General features: G+C 58.8%; 25 protein-coding genes and 1 riboswitch. Of the genes, 19 read left to right on the forward strand and 6 right to left on the reverse strand.

Annotation, left to right across the window (positions count from 1 at the left end):
* The 9 genes from AC6CDK_RS02415 (at nucleotide 1) to AC6CDK_RS02455 (ending at nucleotide 8,652) form a co-directional block, all read left to right on the forward strand.
* Nucleotides 1-519 carry a type II secretion system protein gene (locus tag AC6CDK_RS02415; RefSeq protein WP_192905639.1) on the forward strand — a complete coding sequence of 173 codons (519 nt, stop codon included), beginning with the start codon at nucleotides 1-3 and terminating at the stop codon, nucleotides 517-519.
* Between the two features lie 6 nt (nucleotides 520-525).
* On the forward strand, nucleotides 526-939 hold the full coding sequence (locus AC6CDK_RS02420) for a type IV pilin protein (protein ID WP_039644478.1): 414 nt from the start codon (nucleotides 526-528) through the stop codon (nucleotides 937-939).
* A 54-nt stretch (nucleotides 940-993) separates the two neighbouring features.
* Nucleotides 994-1,674 carry a cell division ATP-binding protein FtsE gene (ftsE, locus tag AC6CDK_RS02425; protein ID WP_039644480.1) on the forward strand — a complete coding sequence of 227 codons (681 nt, stop codon included), beginning with the start codon at nucleotides 994-996 and terminating at the stop codon, nucleotides 1,672-1,674.
* Nucleotides 1,652-2,602, forward strand: coding sequence for a permease-like cell division protein FtsX (gene ftsX, locus AC6CDK_RS02430; RefSeq protein WP_039644482.1), 951 nt, complete (start codon nucleotides 1,652-1,654; stop codon nucleotides 2,600-2,602). The genes ftsE and ftsX overlap by 23 nt, the downstream gene beginning before the upstream one ends.
* Nucleotides 2,599-3,774: a murein hydrolase activator EnvC family protein gene (locus AC6CDK_RS02435; protein ID WP_192905638.1), complete on the forward strand. Its 1,176-nt coding sequence runs from the start codon at nucleotides 2,599-2,601 to the stop codon at nucleotides 3,772-3,774. The genes ftsX and AC6CDK_RS02435 overlap by 4 nt, the downstream gene beginning before the upstream one ends.
* A gap of 26 nt (nucleotides 3,775-3,800) precedes the next feature.
* Entirely contained in the window at nucleotides 3,801-5,132 is a 1,332-nt protein-coding gene (locus AC6CDK_RS02440; protein ID WP_192905637.1) for a S41 family peptidase, read from the forward strand.
* Nucleotides 5,133-5,274: 142 nt separating this feature from the next.
* Nucleotides 5,275-5,922 carry an AfsR/SARP family transcriptional regulator gene (locus AC6CDK_RS02445; protein WP_039644490.1) on the forward strand — a complete coding sequence of 216 codons (648 nt, stop codon included), beginning with the start codon at nucleotides 5,275-5,277 and terminating at the stop codon, nucleotides 5,920-5,922.
* 1,082 nt (nucleotides 5,923-7,004) lie between these two features.
* Entirely contained in the window at nucleotides 7,005-7,574 is a 570-nt protein-coding gene (locus AC6CDK_RS02450; protein WP_226048431.1) for a hypothetical protein, read from the forward strand.
* 190 nt (nucleotides 7,575-7,764) lie between these two features.
* Nucleotides 7,765-8,652, forward strand: coding sequence for a divergent polysaccharide deacetylase family protein (locus tag AC6CDK_RS02455; protein WP_318556711.1), 888 nt, complete (start codon nucleotides 7,765-7,767; stop codon nucleotides 8,650-8,652).
* Between the two features lie 8 nt (nucleotides 8,653-8,660).
* Here the strand turns inward: AC6CDK_RS02455 and AC6CDK_RS02460 are convergent, their stop codons facing one another.
* On the reverse strand, nucleotides 8,661-10,061 hold the full coding sequence (locus tag AC6CDK_RS02460) for a ParA family protein (RefSeq protein WP_039644496.1): 1,401 nt from the start codon (nucleotides 10,059-10,061) through the stop codon (nucleotides 8,661-8,663).
* Nucleotides 10,062-10,158: 97 nt separating this feature from the next.
* On the opposite strand from AC6CDK_RS02460, the gene xseA reads away from it, so the two are divergent.
* From xseA to AC6CDK_RS02490, 6 genes are all read left to right on the forward strand, one after another.
* On the forward strand, nucleotides 10,159-11,502 hold the full coding sequence (gene xseA / locus AC6CDK_RS02465) for an exodeoxyribonuclease VII large subunit (RefSeq protein WP_192905655.1): 1,344 nt from the start codon (nucleotides 10,159-10,161) through the stop codon (nucleotides 11,500-11,502).
* A gap of 66 nt (nucleotides 11,503-11,568) precedes the next feature.
* The gene (locus tag AC6CDK_RS02470) at nucleotides 11,569-11,799 is read left to right on the forward strand and encodes an exodeoxyribonuclease VII small subunit (RefSeq protein ID WP_039644501.1); all 231 of its coding nucleotides are present in this window, start codon (nucleotides 11,569-11,571) and stop codon (nucleotides 11,797-11,799) included.
* A gap of 43 nt (nucleotides 11,800-11,842) precedes the next feature.
* Nucleotides 11,843-12,736, forward strand: a complete 894-nt coding sequence (locus tag AC6CDK_RS02475) for a polyprenyl synthetase family protein (protein WP_039644503.1) — start codon at nucleotides 11,843-11,845, stop codon at nucleotides 12,734-12,736.
* A complete protein-coding gene (gene dxs / locus AC6CDK_RS02480; RefSeq protein WP_039644505.1) occupies nucleotides 12,736-14,616 on the forward strand; it encodes a 1-deoxy-D-xylulose-5-phosphate synthase in 1,881 nt (626 codons plus the stop codon). The genes AC6CDK_RS02475 and dxs overlap by 1 nt, the downstream gene beginning before the upstream one ends.
* A gap of 77 nt (nucleotides 14,617-14,693) precedes the next feature.
* Nucleotides 14,694-14,984 carry a J domain-containing protein gene (locus AC6CDK_RS02485; RefSeq protein WP_039644507.1) on the forward strand — a complete coding sequence of 97 codons (291 nt, stop codon included), beginning with the start codon at nucleotides 14,694-14,696 and terminating at the stop codon, nucleotides 14,982-14,984.
* Nucleotides 14,985-15,040: 56 nt separating this feature from the next.
* On the forward strand, nucleotides 15,041-16,270 hold the full coding sequence (locus AC6CDK_RS02490) for a peptidase MA family metallohydrolase (RefSeq protein WP_052269475.1): 1,230 nt from the start codon (nucleotides 15,041-15,043) through the stop codon (nucleotides 16,268-16,270).
* A gap of 68 nt (nucleotides 16,271-16,338) precedes the next feature.
* Here the strand turns inward: AC6CDK_RS02490 and AC6CDK_RS02495 are convergent, their stop codons facing one another.
* The 4 genes from AC6CDK_RS02495 to purM all read right to left on the reverse strand — a co-directional run bounded on the left by AC6CDK_RS02495 (nucleotide 16,339) and on the right by purM (nucleotide 20,223).
* Nucleotides 16,339-17,799: a c-type cytochrome gene (locus tag AC6CDK_RS02495; protein ID WP_066357382.1), complete on the reverse strand. Its 1,461-nt coding sequence runs from the start codon at nucleotides 17,797-17,799 to the stop codon at nucleotides 16,339-16,341.
* 94 nt (nucleotides 17,800-17,893) lie between these two features.
* Nucleotides 17,894-17,969, reverse strand: a riboswitch (cyclic di-GMP riboswitch).
* Between the two features lie 237 nt (nucleotides 17,970-18,206).
* A complete protein-coding gene (locus tag AC6CDK_RS02500) occupies nucleotides 18,207-18,479 on the reverse strand; it encodes a cytochrome c7 (RefSeq protein WP_039644514.1) in 273 nt (90 codons plus the stop codon).
* A 46-nt stretch (nucleotides 18,480-18,525) separates the two neighbouring features.
* Nucleotides 18,526-19,149 carry a phosphoribosylglycinamide formyltransferase gene (purN, locus tag AC6CDK_RS02505; protein ID WP_066357383.1) on the reverse strand — a complete coding sequence of 208 codons (624 nt, stop codon included), beginning with the start codon at nucleotides 19,147-19,149 and terminating at the stop codon, nucleotides 18,526-18,528.
* Between the two features lie 27 nt (nucleotides 19,150-19,176).
* Entirely contained in the window at nucleotides 19,177-20,223 is a 1,047-nt protein-coding gene (gene purM, locus AC6CDK_RS02510) for a phosphoribosylformylglycinamidine cyclo-ligase (RefSeq protein WP_039644518.1), read from the reverse strand.
* A 133-nt stretch (nucleotides 20,224-20,356) separates the two neighbouring features.
* Between purM and rimI the strand changes: the two genes are divergently transcribed.
* The 4 genes from rimI (at nucleotide 20,357) to AC6CDK_RS02530 (ending at nucleotide 23,729) form a co-directional block, all read left to right on the forward strand.
* Nucleotides 20,357-20,839, forward strand: a complete 483-nt coding sequence (rimI, locus tag AC6CDK_RS02515; protein ID WP_039644520.1) for a ribosomal protein S18-alanine N-acetyltransferase — start codon at nucleotides 20,357-20,359, stop codon at nucleotides 20,837-20,839.
* Nucleotides 20,829-21,644 (forward strand): dihydroorotate dehydrogenase electron transfer subunit, encoded by an 816-nt coding sequence (locus AC6CDK_RS02520; RefSeq protein WP_039644522.1) that lies wholly within the window; start codon nucleotides 20,829-20,831, stop codon nucleotides 21,642-21,644. Before rimI ends, AC6CDK_RS02520 begins: the two co-directional genes overlap by 11 nt.
* A gap of 22 nt (nucleotides 21,645-21,666) precedes the next feature.
* A complete protein-coding gene (locus AC6CDK_RS02525; RefSeq protein WP_066357386.1) occupies nucleotides 21,667-22,584 on the forward strand; it encodes a dihydroorotate dehydrogenase in 918 nt (305 codons plus the stop codon).
* Nucleotides 22,585-22,667: 83 nt separating this feature from the next.
* Nucleotides 22,668-23,729, forward strand: coding sequence for a KamA family radical SAM protein (locus tag AC6CDK_RS02530; RefSeq protein ID WP_039644526.1), 1,062 nt, complete (start codon nucleotides 22,668-22,670; stop codon nucleotides 23,727-23,729).
* Here the strand turns inward: AC6CDK_RS02530 and epmA are convergent.
* The gene (gene epmA / locus AC6CDK_RS02535; protein ID WP_192905756.1) at nucleotides 23,710-24,633 is read right to left on the reverse strand and encodes an EF-P lysine aminoacylase EpmA; all 924 of its coding nucleotides are present in this window, start codon (nucleotides 24,631-24,633) and stop codon (nucleotides 23,710-23,712) included. The two genes, AC6CDK_RS02530 and epmA, sit on opposite strands and share 20 nt — an antisense overlap.
* Nucleotides 24,634-24,637: the final 4 nt, after the last annotated feature.

Genomic DNA, 24,637 nt, shown 5'->3' on the forward strand with positions numbered 1-24,637 from the left:
ATGGCGGCCCTGACTGTGCGCATCGGCAGGCGGTTCCGGGGAGACAGCCGGGGCCTGAGCCTCATTGAACTCGTTTTTACCGTGGCCATTCTCGGAATCCTGGCCATGGCCGTTGTCCCATTCACCCAGATGGCGGCTAAGCGCACCAAGGAGATTGAGCTGAGACGGGATTTGAGGGTAATACGCACCGCCATCGACGACTACAAGAAGGATTACGACAAGGCGATCAAGGACAAGAAAATTTTAGATGTTGCCAACAGGTCCGGTTATCCCGAGTCATTTGAAAAACTGATTGAGGGAGAGGATTTCGGCGGCCTCTATGCCTACAAGAAAAAGTACCTTCGCCGGATTCCCGTTGACCCGTTTCATTCTCCCGAGGCAGGGGAGCCGCCCATGTGGGGGATGCGCTCTTCTGTGGATGACCCCGAAAGCGATATCTGGGGAGGGGAAGACCTCTACGACGTGTATTCCTTGAGCGACGGGATCGCCATCGACGGAAGCAAATACAAGGACTGGTAGAAGCGGATGCTGAAATATCTTCGTAACCGCAAGGGATTCACCCTCATCGAACTGATGATCGTCGTGACCATCATCGGCATTCTCGCGGCCATTGCCGTACCCAACTACCGGTGGGGGCTCATCAGGGCCCGCGAGGCTGTCCTGCAGGAAAACCTCTACACCATGCGCAGTGCCATAGATCAGTACTATGCGGATCAGGGGAAATATCCCGATACCCTTGACGAGATGGCGGAAAAGCGGTATCTCAAATCGATTCCCTATGATCCCTTTACCGGTAAGAACGACACATGGGTTACAGTCAAGCCCATAGAACCCACCGGCGAAATCCATGCTGCCGAGGAGATCAAGGGTAACGTAGCTGATGTGCACAGCGGCTCAGACCTTGTCAGTTCAAAAGGAACTCCATACAAGGACTGGTAACAGAGGATACGGACAATAACAAACGGGTGTCAGCCGGTAGGAAGAAGGGAAACAATGATCCAGTTCCACAATGTATCCATGTCATACCAGCGCGACATGGCTGCCCTTAACGACGTAACTCTCAAGGTCCCCAAAGGGGACTTTGTTTTTGTGACCGGCCCGTCAGGGGCGGGGAAGTCGACCCTCCTGAAACTTGTCTATGCAGCCCTCAGTCCAAGCAAGGGGCAGGTGATCGTCGATGGTCAGAACGTCACGCGAATGACCCGCTCGCAGATCCCCTTGCTGAGGCGCTCCATCGGGGTGGTTTTCCAGGATTTCAAGCTTCTTCCCAACCGGACGGTGCTGGAAAACGTGGCGATTACCCTTGAGGTTCTCGGCTGGGGGAAACGGGATATCGGCAAGAAGGTGCACCATATTCTCAGGCTCATGGGGATAGAGCACAAGATCAACGCTACCCCCCTCAGGCTGTCGGGCGGCGAGCAGCAAAGAGTTGCCCTTGCCCGGGCGTTGGTGAACGATCCGAAGATTCTGCTGGCCGACGAACCGACTGGAAACCTTGATGATGAGAACAAGGAGCAGATCCTGACCATTTTCCGGGAGGCCAACATTCGTGGTACGACCGTCATGGTTGCGACTCATGACCGTCGTGTGATCGAAAACAGCCACAAGCGGGTGATTATCCTGGACAAGGGCCGCCTGGTGGAGGATAACGATGTCCCGAAACAAGAACTCTAAACGGCCCACCCTTTCCGGCGATGCTCCCGGAGGGCGGCTCGGCTATTTTCTCGGCAGGGCGATCCTCAATCTTCGCCAGAATGTCATGGTGAACGTGCTGACCATCGGCACCATATCGCTGGCGCTGCTCATCGTCTCACTGTTTCTGCTGGTGTTCGTAAACCTTGAGTCGACTGCCGAGGAGTGGAGCGGCAAAATCCAGGTGACCGCCTACTTTGACCAGGAGTTGCCCCCCCAGGAACTCAACCAGGTAATGAATCGCATCAAAGCCATTGAAGGGACTTCACAGGTTTCCTATGTGAACAAGAACGAGGCGATGAAGCGGTTCAGGTCCAGACTGAAGGGACAGGAAACCCTTCTGGACGGCGTGCCCGCCGACGTGTTGCCTGCGTCGGTGGAGATTGCCCTTAAACGGTCCAGCCGCCAGGAGGGCGCAATAGAACACTACGTTGCCCAGCTTAAAAAGATTCCGGGAATCAATGAGGTGCAATACGGGGAAGAGTGGGTCCGCCGGTTCAATGCCTTTATGAATTTCCTTCGTTTCCTCGGGGCGCTTTTGGGGGCGTTCCTTGTCCTGGCGGTGCTGTTTATCGTTTCTAATACCATCAGGCTCACCATTTACGCCCGGAAGGATGAACTGGAGGTTATGGAACTGGTTGGTGCCACGCGGTTTTTCATCAAGGCACCATTTCTCGTGGAGGGGATGATTCAGGGCGCGATCGGCTCAATCTGCACACTTATCATTCTTGTTGCCGCCTACTTCGGCTTCCTGCAGGGTGTACCCAATTTTATCCCCATATCAGGCACCTTTACCGGGTTCTCTTTCCTGCCGCCAGAGCATATTGCCGGTATTTTCATCGGCGGTATCGTGCTCGGACTTCTCGGAAGCCTCACCTCGCTCAGGCGTTTCAGTGATAGCCAATCATGAAACGAAGGTCTTGGATTTCCATAGTATTTCTCTTGACCTGCGTTTCCGGAACGCTTGCCGCTGATGTGCACGATCAACTCAAGGGGGTGAGGAAGGAGATCAGCGAAAAGAAACGTCTTCTTCGAAAAACCGCTAAAGTAGAAAAACAGGTCACCGGTGAGTTGCTGGTGATCGACCGAAGTCTGAAGGAGAAACAATCCCAACTCGCGTCATTGAACAACGAACTCCACGGCGTTGAAGGAAATCTGTCCCGCACGACCGACGAGATCGAGCGCGTCAAGGATGAAACCGAGCGGAAAAAACAGGAGATCCAGAAGAGGCTTGTGTCGGTATATAAAGCCGGCGAGATTGGAAACCTTCGGGTCGTGTTTTCCTCCGAATCGTTTCCCCAGATGGTTGAGAGCCTGCGTTACATGAGCGCTGTCATCGGGAACGATCGTCGCCTCTTCAACGAATACTCGGACAAGATTGCCGAATTGTCGAACCTCAAACATAAACTGGAAAATGAGGTGCGGCGAAAAGAACGGATCGTTGCCGGAATCGCGAACAAGAAACGTGAGATTGAGGCGGAAAAAGACAAAAAGGCTGCCTACCTCACTAAAGTCAAACAAGATAAGAACGAATATCTCGCCTCGATCAGGGACCTCCAGGCTAACGCTCGCAGGCTGCAGTCCATGGTGGAAAAACTTGAAGCACAGAGTAGAAAGAGCTATACTCAGTCACGCGAAAAGAAAGGACTTCCGCCGGGTCTCCCCCCTTTGCCCGATTCAGGATTCGGTTCCCAGCGAGGGAGACTTTCCTTGCCGGTTTTCGGTGAAGTCATCGGAAGATTCGGGCGGCACAAGCATCCCGAATTCAACTCCTATACGGTCAGCAATGGTATTTCTATTGCTGCACCGGCTGGTTCCGATATCAGATCGGTCTATGAGGGCAAAGTCCTGTTTGCGGATTATTTCAAAGGTTATGGCAATATGGTCATTATTGATCATGGGGGCGGATTTTTCAGCCTCTACGCCCACGCATCACGAATCACAAAACGAGTTGGCGCACAGGTTTCCCGCAATGACGTAGTGGCCAGCGTCGGTGACGTTGATTCGACCCGCGGCCCGATGCTGTACTTCGAGTTACGTTACCAGGGACGGCCGGTTGATCCGTCTCCGTGGTTCAGGTAGTCTGTTTCTCAACTCTGGGAGGAGTAATGTTCAAGATCATCAAAGGTAAACGCGTCGCACTGTTGCTTGCATCGCTTTGTGTTGTTGCCGTGCTCGGTGTCGTTGCCGTTCAGAAGCAGTGCGCAGCTGAAGGGGGAAACGATTACGAGTCCATCGAACTCTTCACGGATGTGTTGGCGATTGTCAAGAAAAGCTATGTTGAAGAGGTGGACACCAAGAAGCTCATTTACGGAGCCATCAACGGCATGCTCGCTTCCCTTGATCCTCACAGCTCCTTCATGCCTCCGGACATGTACAAGGAGATGAAGATCGATACGAAGGGGTCTTTCGGTGGTCTGGGAATCGAGATCACGATCAAGGATGGACTCCTCACGGTGATCTCTCCCATTGAGGATACCCCCGCCTTCAGGGCCGGCATCAAGGCAGGAGACCAGATCCTTAAGATCGAGGACCGCTTCACGAAGGATATGACCATCATGGATGCGGTCAAGAGAATGCGCGGCCCCAAGGGGACGAAAGTGACCCTTACCATCATGCGCGAAGGCTTCGACAAGCCGAAGGAATTCACGCTCGTTCGCGACACCATTCAGGTTAAGAGCGTGCGGTTCAGATCAATGGATCAGGGATATGGGTATATAAGAATCGCACAGTTCCAGGAAAAAACCGATGATGACCTGGTTAAGGCGCTCAAGGCGCTCAAAGAAGAGAACGGCGGAGAATTACGAGGGCTCGTACTCGACCTCCGCAACGATCCGGGCGGACTTCTCGATCAGGCTGTCAAGGTTGCCGACCACTTTATCGAGGATGGGCTCATTGTGTATACGGAGGGGCGGGAGAGGGAGTCGCGAATGCAGTTCAGCGCCCGCAAGTTAGGCACCGAGCCCAACTATCCGATGGTTGTGCTGATCAACAGCGGGAGCGCCAGTGCTTCCGAAATCGTTGCGGGTGCGTTGCAGGATCATAAACGTGCCGTTGTCATGGGGACCCAGAGTTTCGGAAAAGGGTCGGTTCAGACAATCATCCCGCTTTCCGACGAGTCTGGTCTCCGGCTCACCACGGCGCGATATTTCACGCCAGGCGGTCGCTCCATACAAGCCAAAGGCATAACGCCGGACATCGTTGTCGAGCGCGCTGAAATTCAGTCCACGGAGAAGATGGAAGGCCATATTCGCGAAAAGGATCTGGAGAATCATTTCGATTCCGGCGCCCAGGACGGGTCGGACAAAAAACAAAAAGGGACTGATAAGAGCGCTTCAACAGCTTCCAAGGCCGATGAGCAACTGAAGAGCGATTACCAGGTAATGCGTGCACTGGATCTCCTTAAAGGATGGGAAATTCTGAAAACAATAAGTAAATGAAATGGTGCATCTCTCGGGAAAGGGGGGCGTATGCCCCCTTTTTCTTTTAAATCTGCTTAGTTCTATATTTATATTGACACTCCCGTAACGATGTAGTATTCAGTAAGTAGATTAACTATAGTTAAGGTAAGGGTCTATCGTAATGGTTGCACAGAGAAAAATAGCGATGACAGAGGAGAGGGGAGAAGAGGGGCCTGCTCTACACATCAATTCGTTTGGTGGCCTTTCCATTTCCTATCAGGTGACTCCCATAAGCATCGTTTGGGAAAGCCAGAAGGCCAGGATTCTTTTCTGTTATCTCCTTATTTCCTACGATCAGTGGCTGCACAGGGACAAACTCATTGAAATGATCTGGCCCGGCTGTGATCTTTCCTCCGGCGCAAAAAATTTCAAGACTACCCTCAGCAGGCTGCGCAAGTCATTTTCCGGCCCTCGCACCGTAAATCCCGTCTTAAGCCTGGGAGAAGCCATCAGGCTCGATTACTCCGTTTTTTCTCTTGATTCCAGCCAGTTTAAATATCATGCCTCTTCTGGCATAAAAATGCTGGCCCGGGGTGAGATCTCGCTGGCAAGGAAGTATCTGGAAACTGCTCAGGACCTTTACCGTGGGCCCTTTTTACCCGAAGAACCATTTGATCCCTATATTTCCGCGGAGCGCAACGAACTGGAGAAACTGCACACGTCCGTGCTGTCATCACTTGAGAAGGTATACCAAATTGAAGGCAATCAGGATGCTGTTGAGGCTATAACTCTCCTTAGGAATGTTGCGGGGATGGCTCACCAGTCCTGATGAGCCGTCTCATGCAGCATATCTGTAAGTATTGACTGAAATATTCAACACAACAGAGTCTCGCCAACTCCTTTCCCTCTCCTCACTCTGTGACTGCTGCGCCTTTTTATCTTCCATTCGTACGAACTTTCTTTCGATTCACTTTGGTGGCACATCTAACCGTAATCCGTTACATTTTCCTTCGGGGATGTGAGCATCCGCGCTGTGTAGATTTTCTGCAAAGTTGCAGGGCTGTTTTGTGGTACGATGGCTCATATGAGCTTACCCGGTGATTGTGAGGAGTCGCAATGAATAAGTCCGCGATACGTGGCGCTCTGGTCTGTGCGTTTTTTATCCTTGCTGTCAAGACGCTTGCGTTCGGCGCCGGTGGCAGCCTTTCGGCGTACCCATCGGGGAGCGATGTGCTGATCTCCGCCACAGGGTTGTCCAATGTCAGTGGCATTGAAATCGATGCAACGTATGAACCTTCCTCGATAGGCAATGCCCAAGTGACGAAGCTGAGCGGTTTCCAATGGATGATTTTCGTCCCGAATACAACTGTTCAAGGTAAGTTTTACATTGCTATGCTGAGTGAGCCACCGCTGTCCGGGTCGGGTCCTCTTGTCAGAATCAGCTTTCCCACAACATTCAGTGGGGCGGTCATTATGACGATTAATTACAGGATAACCTTTAGCGATTATAGTATTCAGAGGAAGACTCTCAAGGTTACCCTTAATAGGGGGACAACACAGTCCAGTGACACCTCCACGACGCAATCGACCGACTCCCTCGTAACATCTGACCAGAGACAAAACCCTGCAGGCGATCCCGGTACCTCCGTAACGGATGGAACTGCTCAGGTGCCTTCGGCAGGCGCAACGTCGGGCGACGCTGCTCATCGAGGAGGAACCGTCGTATTGCCGGGGATGATAACGTCTGGGGCTGTTGATAACGATGCGCGTGTTTCCGCAGGGAAGCCGTCTGCTGCGGAACAGACCGCGCCGCCTGAAGAGCCTCCACAGGCGCAAGCGGACGGCGCGAATGAGAGCGGAGAACAGCACGCTTCGCCCCCAGAGGCCGAGCTGCCAGTGTCAGAGCCGGAAGTGAAACCTGCACCTGTGACCCAGGAGGGGTATGCCGTCCTCGGCAGCGTGGTTGCCCGCTTCCGCAACTACACGGGTGCGAGAGCCCCCAAGGCGCTCATGGCACTGTTCAAGGAACCCGTGGCAGATACCATCAGTCAGGAACCTGCAATCTGCCTCACTGACGGCAAAACCGCCGTTCGCATCACTGTGGATCTCACGGGGGGAGAAAAGGCCGCGCCCAACTTCGCATTGAGAGGAGCGGCGCTCAAGTCACTCAAAAAGGGGGGCGAGAACCGCTGGCTGGTGGAGGCGCTGCCGGAGGCCGGTGCTGTGGAGGCGACTCTCATCATCGTGACTGGCCGAAAGATGGTGGAGTATCCCCTCACCGTCGCGCCGCGGGCAGACGTCGACATGGACGGCAAAGGGCGCGTGACCGAGGCGGATTTCCTGCTCTTCCTTGCCCGGAAACCGGCGGGCTCGTCCCGCTCTTTTGATCTGAACGGCGATGGCAAGGTCGACTATCTCGATGATTACATTTATACAGCCAATTATCTTGTGGCCACGGAAGAACAAACGACGCGAAACTAGGCCGTATCCTCCATAGTCCATGAAAGCCCGCCTGCAGCCCACGGCGGGCTTTCATGTCTCGTCAGGATACGGTTTCACCCCTCGCTGAGCTATGGTATTATTATGGGCCGAATCTCCCAACCAAGGAGCCTCTGTGGCCTCACCACGTAAAACTGTCAGAACGAACCGCAGAAAACGGAATTCTTACCGCGTGCCACTTATTGGCATGGCTCTGGTCGTCATAGCGGTCATCGCCGCTGTTGTCTTCCTTGACCGTACGCACCGCAGACAGCCGGCCGTGCAGCAGGCTCCGCCTCCTGCGGTGGAGCGCCACAAGCTTCCCCCCCGCGGACCGGACCGGCCCGTTGTCCACGAGGATTACACAGGGGTCATTCACCACCCGGCCGAACCACAGCGCACACAACGCCCAACGGGACCGGGAACCCTTGCCGTCGTCATCGACGACATGGGAAAGGGGCTCCCTGAAGCGCGCGCCCTGATGGATATCGGCATCCCGCTCACCTTTGCCATCATACCTGGCCTGCCGAAGGTCAGGCGGGTTGCAGAGGAGGCCCGGCAGCGGGGAATCGAGGTAATGGTGCACCTGCCCATGGAGCCCAAGGGATATCCCGAAAGGCGCCTTGAGGCGAACGGACTCCTCCTCTCCCTGGGCGACGATGAGATTGTCGGCCGGGTGAACGGTTACCTGAACGAGATCCCCCAGGCAGTCGGGGCGAATAATCACATGGGCTCGGAGTTCACGGAGAATCGTCAGAAAATGGCCGTGGTGATGGGGGTGCTGAAGGAGAGGGGGCTGTTCTTTGTGGACAGCAAGACGTCTCCGGTTTCGGTGGGGGATGCCGTGGCACGGGAAATGGGGGTGCGCACGGCGGTGCGGAACGTATTTCTCGACAATATCCAGGAGCCGGGTTACATCGCGAAACAACTTCGCCAGGCCGCTTCGATCGCCCGGAAGCGGGGCAGCGCCATAGCGATCTGCCATCCGCACCCGGCCACTATCCAGACCCTTGCCGCCGAGTTGCCGCGCCTGCGGGACGAGGGGATCACCTTTGTGTCGGTGTCGAGGCTGGTCAGGTAGCTGATACGCTATGACGAGGCGATCTGGGCCGCGATGTGCTGCTTGAGCCTGGTAAGGCCCCGGTAGCTCTCGTCCCGCAGAATCCCCTGGGGATTGTCCCGCATTACCGGGTGGACGAGGATGAAACGATCGGAGCTTCCTGCACCGGCTGTTCCCAACGCTTCGGTCATGAGGGTGTAAAGCCTGCTGCGTTCCCGCCGCAGCAACCCTCCTTCGTATTCCCTGAGGGGGTAATTCTTCTTGATCAGGAGCGTGCCGTCGAGACTGAACCGATGGAACTCCACGGCGCCACCGTTCGACGCCGGCCGGAAGACAAAGGCCGACTCCCGGGACGAATCGCGCATGAGATGAACCGTCGGGGCGTCATCCACCATGCTTACGTCCATGTTGTAGATGTTGGTCATGAGCATGGTGAGGAAGCACTCTTCCTCAAAGAATCCGGCCGCGCTGCCGTCGGACACCTCGAAGTAGAACGAGTGCCGGCCTTTTCCATCGTCGCTGGCCGGTTTGCCGCAAAGCAGGCACTGGCTCTTGATCCCTGAAAGCCGCGCGAAAAACTCTTCCTTCTTGCGACTTTCCTCGGTCTGGAGCCACTTGTGGAAGAGGAGAGAACGGGGCTCCGTGGTGGCGTGGTACTCGTTGATGAGAATCTGGGCCAACTGGGCGAACTGGCCGTGGACTTCGGTCCACTTGGCATGGGTCAGAATCGGATAGATTTTGCCGTCCGGGTTGGTAGTGAGGCTTTCCACCTTGGGACTCTTGGATATGTACACGTCGAGGCAACGGTACCCGCGGTTGATGGCGTAGGCCTTGAGCAGCGTTTTCTGGTCGTTGAAGGGACCGTCGAACTTGATCCGTTCGTCCACGAGGCAGGGGATGAGGCTGAGACTCTTGCGGTCGAGCCCCCGCTGTTCGAACAGCGCGAAGATGTTGCGGCAATTCTCCAGGCTCGGCATGTCCTTGACCGGGATGATGGCCCGATCCGCCGCGAACAGGGCATTCTGGGTGAACATGTCCAGGTCGGGCCTCGTGTCGATGATGAGAACACCGGGGATGCGCGAGGCGGCCAGGAGCCGCGCCAGGACCATGGGCCCCCGGATGGAGCCTTTCAGGTCGTTGAGACTGGATGACGAAGGGATGTAGCCGACTCCGTACTGACCGGTGTGGATCAGGTCGCGGGGCGGAGATTCCATGAGCAGGTCGGCCACGCTGCCGGTCAGCCTCTGCCCCTTGATCTCGAACATCCGGTCTACGGTGAAGTGGTTGTCGAAGGAAAAGATGGTAACCGGCAGATTCTCGTCGAGGGCCTTCAGATAGATTGCCAGGTTTGTGGCAAGAGTGGTCTTGCCGACCCCTCCCTTTTCCGAGGAGACAGTGATAACATAAGGGTAATTCTGCATGGGGCACATACTACACTGTCCGCCTGACAACGGTCAACCCGGTTTGACAGGCCATTGCCCCTGAATTGTATCTCTTTGATACTAAATGATTTTACTCGGGACGACCGTGGATATTTTTTCTGAAAAACGAATTTTGACCGTGTCCCAGCTCACCTCGCTCATCCGCGGGGTGCTCGAGGAAAACTTCGAGCACGTGTGGGTGGAAGGGGAGGTTTCCAATCTCGCCACGCCGGCTTCCGGCCACCTCTACTTCACTCTGAAGGACGGGGCGGCCCAGATCCGCTGCGTCATGTTCAGGGCATCATCCAGGGCACTGAAATTTCGCCCCCGGGACGGGATGGACCTTATCGTCCGCGGGAGAGTCACGGTGTACGATCAGCGGGGAGAGTACCAACTGCTGGTGGAATACCTAGAACCTCGCGGCATCGGGGCCTTGCAACTGGCTTTCATCCAGTTGAAGGAACAGTTGGCCCGGGAGGGGCTGTTCGCTGACGAGCACAAGAAGCCCATTCCATCGCTGCCCCAGAAAATCGGAGTGGTCACCTCGGCCACGGGGGCGGCCATCCATGACATCCTCACCGTGCTGAACCGCCGTTTCGCCAACGTAGAGATCCTCATCCGCCCGGTCAAGGTCCAGGGGGAGGGGGCTGCGGAAGAAATCGCCGGGGCCATCGACGACTTCAACCGCTACGGCGCCATCGACGTGATGATCGTCGGGCGGGGGGGCGGATCGCTCGAAGATCTGTGGGCATTCAACGAGGAAACGGTGGCGCGGGCCATCCATCGCTCGCGTATCCCGGTGATCTCCGCCGTTGGGCACGAAGTGGACTTCACCATCGCCGACTTTGTCGCCGATCTGCGTGCCCCCACGCCGTCGGCGGCGGCCGAACTGGTGGTGAAGAGCAAAGAGGAGCTTGCCGCCCGTCTCGAATTCCTCAGGCACCGGCTTGTCCAGGGGGTGCGGCAGGTGCTGGCCGAGGGAAGAGCCGGGATCGACGGTCTCAGCCGCTCCCTGCGTGACCCGTCCATGCTGGTGGGACACCTGTCGCAGCGAATCGACGACCTGTCGGCCCGGCTTGAGCGCGGGGCAGCGAACAGTGTCCGCCGTCACCGCGGCAGTCTCGATCTGCTGACCACCAATCTGCGCCTCACCAACCCAGCCGTCAGGATCGAGCGGGCCCGTGAAAGGGCCATGGTCCTTGCCGGGCAAAACGAGGCGCTGCTCCGCCGCTTTCTGGACCATCTCAGGGAGGAGTCGCTCGTGGCGGCTGCGCGGCTCGATACGCTTTCGCCCCTGGCCACCATGGCCCGGGGATACAGTATCGTGCTGAAGCTTCCCGAGCGGCGCCTTGTTACCGACAGTGCCCGCCTGGCGCCGGGAGACCGGGTGGAATTGCGCCTTCGCCGCGGCCGGGTCGGCTGTTGCGTGGAATCCAGCAACGACACGTGACAAACCTTGACTCACCCTGTCCGGGCGCTATAATGACCCCTCCATTTTCATATTCGGGATAAAACAATGGCTGTTGAAAAATTCGAAACCGCGCTGAAAAAGCTGGAAGACGTGGTCAGGAAGCTGGAGGGAGGAGACCTTTCCCTCGACGATTCGCTCAAGGCCTTCGAAGAAGGGGTCAAAATGGCCTCTTTCTGCACGAAGAAACTGGACGAGGCCGAGAAAAAGGTGGAACTTCTCCTGAAAAAGAAAAACGGCACGTTCGTGCGCGAGGATTTCCGGCTGGACGACGAATAGGCCGGTTCCGCGCGCATGAACCCTCACGTGAAAGGATGGTCCGATGGATCTGAAAACGTATCTCAAAGAACGCTGTGCCCTGGTGGACGAGGCATTGGGACGCCATCTGCCGGCCGAAGACGATCTTCCATCCTCGGTGCACCGCGCCATGCGCTATTCGGTTTTTGCTGGTGGGAAGCGGGTCCGCCCGATCCTGATGCTGGCAGCCTGCGACGCCGTTGGAGGCGATACGGCGCTGGCCCTGCCGGCGGCCTGCGCCATGGAGATGATCCATACCTACTCTCTCATCCATGACGACCTGCCGGCAATGGATGACGATGATTTCCGCCGCGGGCGGCCAACGAATCACAAGGTGTTTGGCGAGGCCATTGCCATCCTTGCCGGAGACGCCCTGCTCACCGAGGCGTTTATTCTCATGAGCTCTCCCTCCTATGCTGCCGCGGTTGGAAACGATCGGCTCCTGCCAGTCATTCACGAGATTGCCCTCTGTGCCGGTTCCCGGGGAATGGTCGGCGGACAGGTGATCGACATGGAGAGCGAGGGGAACAAGGAGATCGATCTGGCAACGGTCCAGTACATTCACACCCGCAAGACCGGTGCCCTGATCAAGGCATCCATAAAGGCGGGAGCAGTGCTGGGCGGGGGCGATGCCGACGCTGTCAAGGCGATGACGCGCTATGGCGAAGCCATTGGCCTGGCGTTCCAGATTGCCGACGACATCCTCGATATCGAGGGAACCACCGAGCAGATCGGCAAGGACGCGGGCAGCGACGAAGCTCGGGGGAAAGCCACCTATCCGGCCGTGCTGGGCCTGTCCGAATCCAAGCGGCGCGCCCAGGAACTTCTCGATCTCGCCATTGAGGCCCTTTCGCCCTTTGACCACCGGGCTGACCCTCTCAGGGAAATCGCCCGGTACATCGTGTCACGGAAATCATGATGTCACGCATTCTCGACAGGATAGATTCTCCCTCGGACCTGAAGGGACTCTCTGTGGCCGACCTGGGGATCCTTGCAGAGGAGATCCGGCAGGAAATCATAGCCGTCTGCTCCCGCAATGGCGGTCACGTAGCTCCAAGTCTCGGCGTGGTGGAACTTACCCTGGCGCTGCACCGGGTATTCGCCTCGCCCGAGGATAAAATCGTCTGGGACGTGGGCCACCAGGCCTATGCCCACAAACTCGTGACCGGTCGCCGGGACCGGTTCGCAACCCTGCGGACCCTCGGAGGGATCAGCGGCTTCCTCAAGCGTGCCGAGTCGCCCCACGACGTGTTCGACGCCGGCCATGCGTCCACCTCCATTTCCGCCGCCTTGGGGCTTGCGGCTGCCCGTGACCTCGCCGGCAGGAAGAACAAGGTGGTGGCGGTCATCGGCGACGGCTCCATGACCGGCGGCATCGCCTACGAAGGGCTCAACCATGCGGGGCACCTGAACCGCGATCTGGTCGTGGTCCTGAACGACAACGAGATGTCCATCGCCGAGAACGTGGGGGCTCTCTCCAATTTCCTGAGCCGCACCGTTACCAGCGAGTTCGTTCATACCCTGAAGAAGGATGTGGAAAGCTTTCTCGAGGGGCTCGACCGGATCGGCCGGAACGTTCTCAAGGTGGCAAAGCGGGCAGAGGAGTCTCTCAAGGGGCTCTTTACGCCGGGTATGCTCTTCGAGGCCTTCGGGTTCGAGTATATCGGCCCCATCGACGGCCACGACATCGGCCGCCTCACGGAAACCTTCGAAAAGGTCAGGCGGTTCGATGACGCGGTCCTGGTCCATGTCCTGACCAAAAAGGGGAAGGGGTTTGCCCCGGCCGAAGCCAAACCGTCGCTTTTCCACGGGGTCGGCCCCTTTGACCCGGTCAGCGGTGAAATCGTAAAAGGGAAGGGCGGGGCCGCATCCTACACGGGTGTCTTCGGCCAAGCCCTGACACGGATTGCCGACGAAGACGAGCGGGTCGTCGCCATCACTGCGGCCATGCCCGACGGTACGGGCCTCGGCTCCTTTTCGGCCCGCCACCCCGCTCGCTTCTGCGATGTGGGGATTGCGGAGCAACACGGTGTAACCTTTGCCGCCGGCCTTGCAGCCGAGGGGTTCCGGCCGGTCTTCGCCATTTACTCTTCGTTCCTGCAGCGTGCCTATGACCAGCTCTTCCACGATGTCTGCCTCATGAACCTGCCGTTGACCTTTGCCATCGACCGCTCCGGCGTCGTGGGGAGCGACGGTCCGACCCACCACGGCCTTTTTGACCTGTCCTACCTGCGCACCCTGCCCAACATGGTCATCATGGCCCCCAAGGACGAAAACGAGCTGCAGCACATGCTCAAGACCGCCATCGCCCACGATGGCCCTGCAGCGGTCCGCTATCCCCGCGGCAATGGCCTGGGCGTCCCCCTTGACCAGTCACTGGTTCCGATCCCTCTGGGCACGTCGGAAGTGCTCCGTGCCGGCAACGGCACCTGCGTTGTGTTGGCGGTGGGCACCATGGTCGGGCCTGCCCTCGAAGCGGCCGCCACCCTTGAAGGTGAGGGCATTGACCTGACCGTGGTCAACGTCCGGTTTGTGAAGCCCCTCGACCGGGAACTCATTCTGTCGTATGCCGACCGGGCAGGAGTGCTGGTGACCATTGAGGAAAACGTCCTTCAGGGGGGGTTCGGCTCAGCCGTGCTCGAACTGCTTGCCGACGAAGGCGCAGAAGGCGTTGCCGTGCATCGGCTCGGTTTCCCGGACCGTTACGTGGAGCAGGGTGAGCAGCATGAACTGCGGTCACGCTACGGCCTCGATGCCGAGGGGATCGCCGGACGGATCAGGGTGTTGTCCACGCGCTAGCTGTGGATCCATACCTCCTGCCGGGCGCAATGGTTGGACTGACATGCGCTCCGGGCCATCATCGATGGGGGCAGCCGATGCACTATGCAGATCTCGTCAAGTCTCTGGAAATATTCGGACTATCCGACCGGGTGACGCTACGGGAGATCAAGGCCCGTCACCGGGAACTCGTGCGGCGCCATCATCCCGACACGGGAGAAGAGGGCGACCCTGAGCGAATCCGGCTCATCAACGGGGCCTATGCCCTGCTTCGCGAGTACGCCGACGGTTACCGCCTCTCCTTCTCCGAAGATGAGTTCTACGAGCAAAACCCCGATGAACGGCTTCGGATGCAGTTTGAAGATGCTCCTCTCTGGGGCATGCGTTGAACGCCATCCAGAAACACCGCCTGCGGTTTACCCTTCCCCTGCTGCTCGGTGGCTTTATGGCCGCCGTCCCGCCGGCAACCGGCGCCGACCCGATCGCCCAGAACAACTACGGTGTCCAACTCATTGAGCGCGGCGAGGTGGAAAAGGCCATAGAGCAACTGGAACAGGCCTTTTCTCTCTTTTCCCTGGACCCGACGCTGAGGGATAACCTTGCCGCGGCCCACGCCCTTCTCGGGCGGAAACTGCTGGAGAGCAAATCCTACGGGGAGGCGGCACGGCATTTCGGCCGCGGCAGCGAGCTCTATCCCGACGAACCCCGTTTTCATCTTTTGAGGGGAATCGCCTTTTCCCTGGCCAAGAATGGAGAAATGGCCCGTTACGAGCTTTCCCTGGCCCGGTCCCTCGGCGGAGATACGGCAGAAGGTCTGTATTTTCTGGGCAAAACATATTACGACACGGGTGAGACCGATCAGGCCATGGCTTTGTGGGAAAAAGCCGCGAACCTTGCGCCCTCCGAGTCCTTCCTGGCCGGACTGCTGGAAAAGGTGCGGCGTGAGCAGTCGGTCGAGGAACGGATGGAGCGGGGGCATAGTTCACGCTTCATTGTTTCTTACGACAGCGGAACGAAGACCGGCAGCGCCCTGGCAATTCTTGATCTGCTTGAGGAATTCTATAATTCGGTCGGCACCGATGTGGGGTATTTCCCCGCCTCACGGATTCCGGTCATACTCTATACCCGCCAGGACTACCGGGAGGTCACCCGGTCGCCCCACTGGTCGGGCGGATTGTATGACGGCAAAATCCGTCTCCCTGTCGGCGGCATAACCGAGATCACACCGGATATCCGGGCAACCCTGCGCCATGAATATGCTCATGCCGTCGTCATCGACCTGACCCGCGGCAATTGCCCCACCTGGCTGAACGAGGGGATTGCCGAAATCCAAGGGCGTCTGGAGTATAGCCCACCACTCGGCGAGTTGGGAAAGGCGGCTAAGCGTGGTGAGTTCTTGCCGCTGAAACGCCTCGAAGGATCATTTGCCGGACTTGAAGGTAACGAGGTGCGTCTTGCCTACGAGCAAAGCTATTCCCTTGTCAACTTTATCGTTTCCGCCCACGGATGGCATCGGGTTCGGATGGTCCTCGAATACCTGGGGAACGGCTTGCCGCTCGGCAAGGCCATGAACCGAGCGTTTGCCGACGTGGGGCTCGATTATGACGGTCTGTTTGCCCAATGGCGCGATCATGCGCTGAGAGAGTTTGGTGGCGGAGACGCTCCGGAGCGATAAGCCGGATTCCGGTAAAATAGAAAACGGCCTGCAAAAGCAGGCCGTTTTCCGTTGGAGGTCAGTGCTGATCAGTTTGCGTTGACAAAGGTCTTAAGATTCGCAAGATCCGCGGCGGTGAGCGTAATTCCCTTGTGCCCCGAAACGCCGGCGGTGAACTTTCCGTCAATTTTCGTCCCGGCTTGGGAGAGGCTCGGAGCACTGCCGGAAGCGTCATAGGTGCCCAGGCGGTGACAGGATGCGCACCGGCTGTCGTAGACGGTCTTGCCCGGGTCGACGGTGGGCGTCGGAGTCGGCGTAGGGGTGGGCGTCGGTGTAGGTGTGACAGCCGATGCCAGCGAGGTGGCTATCGCCTGAACTTCAGCGGAAGTGAGGGTGGAAAGGAACCCCATGCCGCCACGATTGCCGGAGATGGCCGACTGGATTGCCGATACGGTTTTTGTCTGGATGTCAGAGTTCGCGAGTGAGCCATGGCATGCCTGACAGTTGCTTCCGTAGAGGGCCGACCCATCGGGCGCCGGAGTGGGCGTAGGCGTAGGGGTGGGTGTCGGGGTCGGCGTGGGAGCAGGAGCAGGCGCCAAGACGTCGACGATTGCCTGGAGCTGAGTTGCGGTCAGGGGAGAGAGGAACCCCATGCCTCCGGCATTCGCGCTTACGGCACTCTGGAGGCGCGCAAGCGTTGTGCCTTTTTTCTCAGAGGTGGCCAGGGCACCGTGACAGGCCGCACAATTGGCTGCGTAAAGTCCTTGTCCGTCTGTCGCCGGAGTGGGGGGAGCCGGCATGTTGCCCATGGTGAAGGTTCCGCCGTTAATGTTCGTCAGGGGAGCGCTGAAGATCGGCGCATTGGTGGACCTGTTGGCGACTACCATGGTGCCGGCACCGAGCTGAACCCGGATCACGTCCAGAACAGCGTCGAGACCGGTGTGGTTGGCCGTGAAGGGGGCGGTGATCGGGTGCACATTGGCACCGTATTGGTCGAGCAGGGGTTTGAGTTGGGTGCGCAGGGCAGCTACGGCAGCCGGCAGGTTGGCACTGATGATTTCGAGCATCGCAGGGGATGGGGATGCATAGACTGTCGCGGCCGGGTCGCTTACGCCGGCGGCGCTGGCCAGTGCCGCATTGGATAGCGGATTGATGTTCGCGGTGCCGGGGCCGGATGCAAACGAACAGATGGTTACGGCAGTCCCGCCGGAGGTGCCGTCCGCCTTCAGGATATACGGCGGCGTCAAACCGGTAACGTCGATGGTGAAGGAGCCGTCTGCGGAGGAAGTGGTGGTTTTTTCCACCGCCGGTGATGAAGAGTCCTTGAGGCGGATCGTGCCCACGAGGGGGGCTCCGGTGGCTGCCACCCCCGATACCGTAGCAGTTGTCGGCGTGGCCGTCGAGGTAGCAGTGGTGGAACCGCCTCCGCCGCCACAGCCGCCAAGTGCCATAAGTGCCGTGATCATGAGCATGATCAGGCTGGTGAACGTTTTCCGGGGCAGCGTGCCCTGTCGTGTCTGGAGCGAAATAAGCCCGTTACGTGCGGTCATTCAGTTTCCTCCCTGAGCGCGTGGTAGTGTACCGGACCAGAACGATCCGGCAGCCCGAGCACACAAAAGCCGGGGCCTGATATCGTTCAGATATTTCGGCGACCCGGCTGTCTCAGGGAGACCCTTAGGCTTTCCGCCCCATCCTCGCGGATGGTTTAGTATTGTCGTGTATCTGATTCGGTTGGTGAATTGCTGACTATAGAACTAACAAACCTCGTATTTGAATGTCAACACAAAATGTTTTTTGAATGTTACCTTATTGAAATGGCAAGTGATTGTAAGGTGTTGAATGGCTGAGTTTTGTGCCGTTTTGCGCTGGACGAATCGAGGTTTTCCTTTTTTGCAATGAAAAAGCCGGTCACCCAAAGGATAACCGGCTTCACGTTTCTCTTCTCTTGCGGGCGGGGCTAGCCCCTGTGGCAGAGCTTGCACTTCGTGGGCCCCGCCCCCCGTACCTCGTGGCACCCCTTGCAGGTCTTGTGGGCGTATTCTTTGCCGAAATTTGTTATTTTGCCAGGGGTTTTCTCGTGACAGTTCCTGCATTCCCTGATGAATTCCGAGTGTCGTTTGTGGGTAAAGGTGACGGCGCCGCTTTTGGACGGGAACAGGATGACATCAGCCGCGAGGCCGGCAGAGGCGGTTAGAAGCATGGCAGCGAAGAGAATGACCGTTCGTTTCATGGCACCGTTCCTCAATGGCGGAGTATCCGGAGGACATGTTGCGTGATCAGGCCCCCGGCGGAAGCATGGACACCTTTCTCCCCTCGATCCTGAGGCGTCTCTCAGCAAAGAGCCGGACAGCCTCGGGATAGGTCCGGTGCTCTTCGACCTGGATACGGGCCGAAAGGGAGGCTTCATCGTCATCATCCAGAACCGGAACAACCGCCTGGATGATGATCGGTCCCGTGTCGGTGCCTTCGTCGACAAAGTGCACGGTGCATCCGGAGAACTTGACTCCGTACCGGAGCGCCTGGGCCTGGGCGTGGAGCCCGGGAAAGGCGGGCAGAAGGGCGGGATGGATATTCATGACCGCATTGGGGAAGGCGTCAAGCAGCACCGAAGTAACGATACGCATGAATCCCGCCAGGACGACGAGTTGGACCCCGTGGCCGCGCAGGGTCTCCACCAGGGCCGCGTCATAGGATTCACGGCCGCCATGGGCCCTGTGATCGATATGGATGGCGGGTATGCCGTGCTTTCTTGCCCGTTCGAGGCCAAAGGCGTCAGCCTTGTTGCTGATGACGCAGGCAATTCTCACCGGAAGCGAGTCAGCCTCGATCCGGTCGATGATCGCCTGGAGGTTCGAGCCATTGCCCGAAACGAGAACTCCGACTGCAAGCGGTTCGATCATAGGGCCTCCCACGATGCCACGTCTCCGTTATACGAGTTCGACCATCTCGGCGCCGGGCTCGCACTTGACGACCTCGCCGATGACGAAGGCCTTCTCCTGGAGTCCCGAAAGGCGGATGAGTATCTCGTCGGCCTCGTTTTCGGGTACGGCCAGCACCATGCCGATTCCACAGTTGAACGTGCGGTACATTTCATCCCGCTCAACGGATCCTGCTTCCTGAAGCAGGGAGAAAAGGGGCGGGAGCGGGCATCTGTCCAGATGTACCAAGGCCTTGCAGCCGTTGGGGAGCACGCGGGGAACGTTTTCCAGCAGGCCGCCGCCGGTAATGTGCGCGATGCCGTTCACGTGGAAGTCCCTCAGCAGGTTGAGGATGGACTTGACGTAGATTTTGGTTGGGGTGAGCAGGGCATCGGCCACGGAGGTGCCGAGCCCAGGCAGAATGGAGTCGATGCCGAGCCCCATGGATTCAAAGATAATCTTGCGGGCGAGCGAATAGCCGTTGCTGTGCAGGCCGCTGGAGGCGATGCCCACGAGACGGTTGCCCACCGTGATCGACGATCCGTCGATGATGTTGTCGCGCTCGACCACGCCCACGGTGAACCCGGCAAGGTCGTATTCGCCGGGCTGATAGAAACCGGGCATCTCCGCCGTCTCGCCGCCGATAAGGGCACAGCCGGCCTGGACGCATCCCTCCGAGATCCCTTTGACCACCGCGGCTCCCCGCTGGGGATCCAGTTTGCCCGTGGCGAAATAGTCGAGGAAAAAGAGCGGTTCGGCTCCCTGGACGACGATGTCGTTGACGCACATGGCCACCAGGTCGATGCCAATGGTATCATGCCGATCGGCCATCATGGCTATCTTGAGCTTGGTGCCGACGCCGTCGGTTCCCGAAACCAGGACGGGGTTGCGATACTTGTTGGTGTTCAGGGAAAAGAGCCCGCCAAAGCCGCCGATGTCCGAGATGACCTCGGGCCTGGAAGTGGCTTTCACGAACGGCTTGATGAGCCCCACAAACGTGTTGCCGGCATCGATGTCGACACCGGCGTCCTTATAGGTAAAACCTTTCTTTGTCACTACGTTTCCTCCCGTTAAAAGAAGTGAAAATCTATCGCATGAACCGGTAAATGTCAAACCCTATCTGGCGCGGTTTGAGGCCCGAAAAAAGGGTTTACAAGGGGGTATCCTTCGCCTATGATGCGTACGCTCGATGAATACCGCAGATTACCCGACAATAATGCCCATGACCGCAGGCGATCTGGACGAGGTTCTGAAGATCGAATCCGACTCGTTCCCCCGCCCCTGGACCAGGGATCACTTCGTTGCAGAACTCGCATCCCCCCGTTCTTTCCCCGTTGTCGCCCGGTCGCCGGATGGGCTCGTGGCGGGGTATATCTGTCCGTCACTCCTTTTCGACGAGGGCGAGATACTCGATGTGGCCGTGCGCCGGGATTTTCGCGGGCAGGGTATTGGCGCTCTGCTGGTGACCCATGTCCTGGCAGAGCTTGCCGGGCGGGGCGCCCGGACCGTTCACCTGGAGGTCCGCGTGTCGAATGCCGCCGCCAGGGCGCTTTACCGCCGCCTCGGATTTGCCGAAACCGGCCGACGGCCGGGATACTATGAAAACGGCGAGGATGCCGTGCTGATGACCTATTCAATTAACGAAGGAGAGGGCTCACCCCATGCAGTTTAAGGCGATGATCATCTCGAACCACGAGGTTTCTCCCGGCTACTTCCGCATGAGAGTGTCCGCGCCTCCCGAACTGGCCGATTCCAGACCGGGACAGTTCATCATGGTGCGGGTCCGGGACGCCATCGACCCCCTGTTGCGGCGCCCCTTCGGCATCTTCGACGTGGGTACCGTGGCTTCCGAGTTCTCCGGCTGCGGACCGCAGACCTATGTGGAAATGCTGTACAAGGTGGTGGGGAAGGGGACCGCAACACTCTCCACCTATCACCATGGCGACCACGTGGACCTTCTGGCCCCTCTCGGCACCGGCTTCGACCTGGGCGATCCGGACGAAGAGAAGATTCTCGTGGGCGGAGGCATCGGTATCGCCCCGCTCTACTATCTGGCCAAAAAGCTGGTGGAGCACTCGCGGGTCCGTTTCTTTCTGGGCGGCAGGACCCGGGACGACATCCTTTGCGTGACCGAGTTCGAACGGCTCGGCGTGGAAACCTACGTGGCGACCGACGACGGCACCCTCGGCGACCGGGGCTTCGTGACGGACGTCATGGAGCGCCACATCCGGGGCGCGGCGGGCAGGAGAACCATCTATGCCTGCGGCCCCATGCCCATGCTTCAGGCCGTGGCCGGCATCGCCGAGCGAACCGGCGTACCCTGTCAGGTTTCCCTTGAAGCGTATATGGCATGCGGCATGGGGGCGTGCCTTGGTTGCGTGGTGAAGGGGAAGGAGCATTCCGACGAGTCGCCGGACTACCGTTGCGTGTGCAAGGATGGCCCGGTTTTCGCCTTTGATCAGTTGAAATGGGTATAGCGCCCCGGAGCGAGGAGCACTAATGCAGAAACCTGACCTTTCCGTTGATGTTGCGGGTATCACGCTGAGAAACCCGGTCATGACCGCTTCGGGAACCTTTGGCTACGGCGAGGAGTTCTCGGAGTACGTGAACCTGGAGGCCATCGGCGCCATCATTACCAAGGGGCTGTCCCTGAGGCCCAAGGCCGGCAATCCGACCCCGCGCATCGTTGAAACCACCGGCGGAATGCTGAACGCCATCGGTTTGCAGAATGTGGGCATTGATGCCTTTATCGAAAAAAAGGTGCCTTTTTTCCGCACGGTTGCCACGCCGGTCATTGTCAACTTTTTCGGAAACACCCTTGAAGAATACGCCGAGCTCGCCGAGCGCCTGGACCGGATACCCGAAGTGGCCGCCGTTGAAATCAACATCTCGTGCCCGAACGTCAAACATGGCGGGATCGTTTTCGGCACAGACCCCAAGGCCGCCTATTCGGTGGTAAAGGCCGTGCGGGAGTCCACCATCAAGCCGGTGATCGTCAAGTTGTCGCCCAATGTGACCGACATCGTGGAGATGGCCTGGGCCTGTGCCGATGCGGAAGCCGACGCACTTTCCCTTATTAATACCCTCACCGGCATGGCCATTGATCTGGACAAGCGCCGTCCAATCCTGGCCAACGTGACCGGTGGCCTCTCCGGGCCGGCGGTGAAACCGATCGCGCTGCGCATGGTCTGGCAGGTTGCCAGGGCGGTGAAGATTCCGGTTATCGGCATCGGGGGCATCATGACCGGCATCGATGCTCTGGAGTTCATGCTTGCCGGCGCAACGGCCGTGCAGGTTGGCACCGCCAACTTCCTGGATCCGGGCGCTGCGGGCCGGATTGCGGCGGAAATGGAGCGGTACTTGGCGGATAACGGTATCGCCGATGTCAAGGAAATGATCGGCGCCCTGGAGGTCTGACGCCGGCAGCCAGCATGCATACCGATGCCAGAGGCGGGGACCGGTGTCTCCGCCTCTGGCCGTTTGCGGGAGGAGCAGAACGTATGGAAACCTGGCGGCGGCTGCTCGCCGACGCGGTCACCACAGCCGATGAGCTTGCCGGGCGGTTAGGGATCGAGGACGAACAGCTCGCGCCGGTCATCCGCCGCTACCCGATGCGGATCACTCCCGGCTACCTGCGTCTTGTTGAGGCGCCGGGAGATCCGATCTGGCGGCAATGCATCCCCGATCCGGCCGAACTGTGCGACGACCAGCAGGCCGACCCCCTGCACGAGGAACGTCTCTCGCCGGTGCCGGGGCTCATCCATCGTTATCCCGATCGCGTCGTGTGGGTTGTGTCGGGGGAGTGCGCGGTCTACTGCCGTTTCTGCATGCGGAAGCGTCAGGTGGGGTGCATGGTCTCCCGCCACAGCGAAGATCCCTTCAGCGAACCGTTGCGCTACATTTCCGAAACACCGGCGATTCGCGACGTGATCCTGTCGGGCGGGGATCCGCTTCTGCTGGACGATGAGCAGTTGGAGGAAATCCTTGCCCGCTTGGCTGCCATTCCCCACGTGGAAATGGTCCGCATCGGAACCCGAACCCCCGTTACGCTGCCCGAGCGAATCACGGCCAGGCTCTGTCGCATGCTCAAACGGTATCATCCCCTCTATGTGAACACCCACTTCAATCATCCCCGGGAGGTCACCGCCGAGGCGGCCAAGGCATGTGCGCGGCTTGCCGACGCAGGCATCCCCCTGGGCAACCAGTCCGTGCTCCTGGCCGGCGTCAATGACGACCCGGCAGTGATGACACGGCTCATGCAACTGCTTCTTTCCATCCGGGTCCGCCCTTACTACATCCACCAGATGGACCTTGTCCGGGGCACAGGACACTTCAGGACGCCGGTGGCAACGGGGCTGGAGATTCTCACGGCATTGCGGGGGAACACGTCGGGCATGGCCACTCCCCACTACGTAATTGATGCACCAGGGGGCAAGGGAAAGATACCGCTGCTCCCGGACTGCGTAAGCCGCCGGGGTGACCTGTGGCTGTTACGCACCTACACGGGGGAAACCATCGAATACCGTGATGTGGGGCAGCCGGCTACAGTTCTTCCGGGGTAAAGGCGACTACGTCGTCAATGGACTCAACATTGAGGAGAAGCATCACCAGGCGGTCGATGCCGAGGGCGATGCCGGCGGTGGGCGGCAGGTGGCGGAGTTCCGCGAGAAAGGGCTCGGGCAGGGGAATGACGCTTTTGCCGCGGGACTCCCGGAACCGTTTTTCCTGCTCGAAGCGGCTTCTCTGTTCAACGGGATCGGTCAGTTCCGAAAAGGCGTTGGCGAGCTCGACGCCGGCGATGTATAACTCAAACCGTTCGGCCAGTGACGGTTCATCCTGTTTCATGCGGGCGAGGGCACCGCGGTCGGCGGGATAGTCACAGATGAAGGTTGGTGTCGCGAAGCCGAGGCGCGGCTCAATGTCGTTAACCATGCACTCGTCGAAGGTATCGCTGGCCAGGGCCTCCTCCATGGTGCGGTCGCAGTAGCGTTCGAAGGCTTCTGCCACGGAGAGGCGCTCCCACGGCGCGCCGAGACGGATGTCTTTCCCCCTGACGTTCAGCACTTCCCCTATGCCGAGGGCTGCCGCCACGGCGCCGACGAGTTCCTCGCACTCGTCCATGAGCCCTTGGTAGTCTGTCCCGGCACGATACCATTCGAGCATGGTGAACTCGGGCAGATGCATGCTCCCCCGCTCGCCATCTCGCCAGCACCGCGAAATCTGGAACACCCTCTCGTACCCCGCTGCCACCAGCCGTTTCATGCACAGTTCGGGCGAAGTCTGGAGAAACCACGGACCGGAAGACACCGGATCGATGTGGGACTCGGGCGCAGGTGCCGGAATGCGAAGGGGGGTCTCGACTTCGAGATACCCCCCTTCAGTAAAAAAACGTCTGATTCCCGCAAGAATGCGGGCCCTGGCCCAGAGCGCTGAGCGCCTGCGGGCCAGGTTCCAGTTGCCGGTCATGGAG

This window comes from Geobacter sp. PheSNFMC (genome assembly GCF_059620965.1).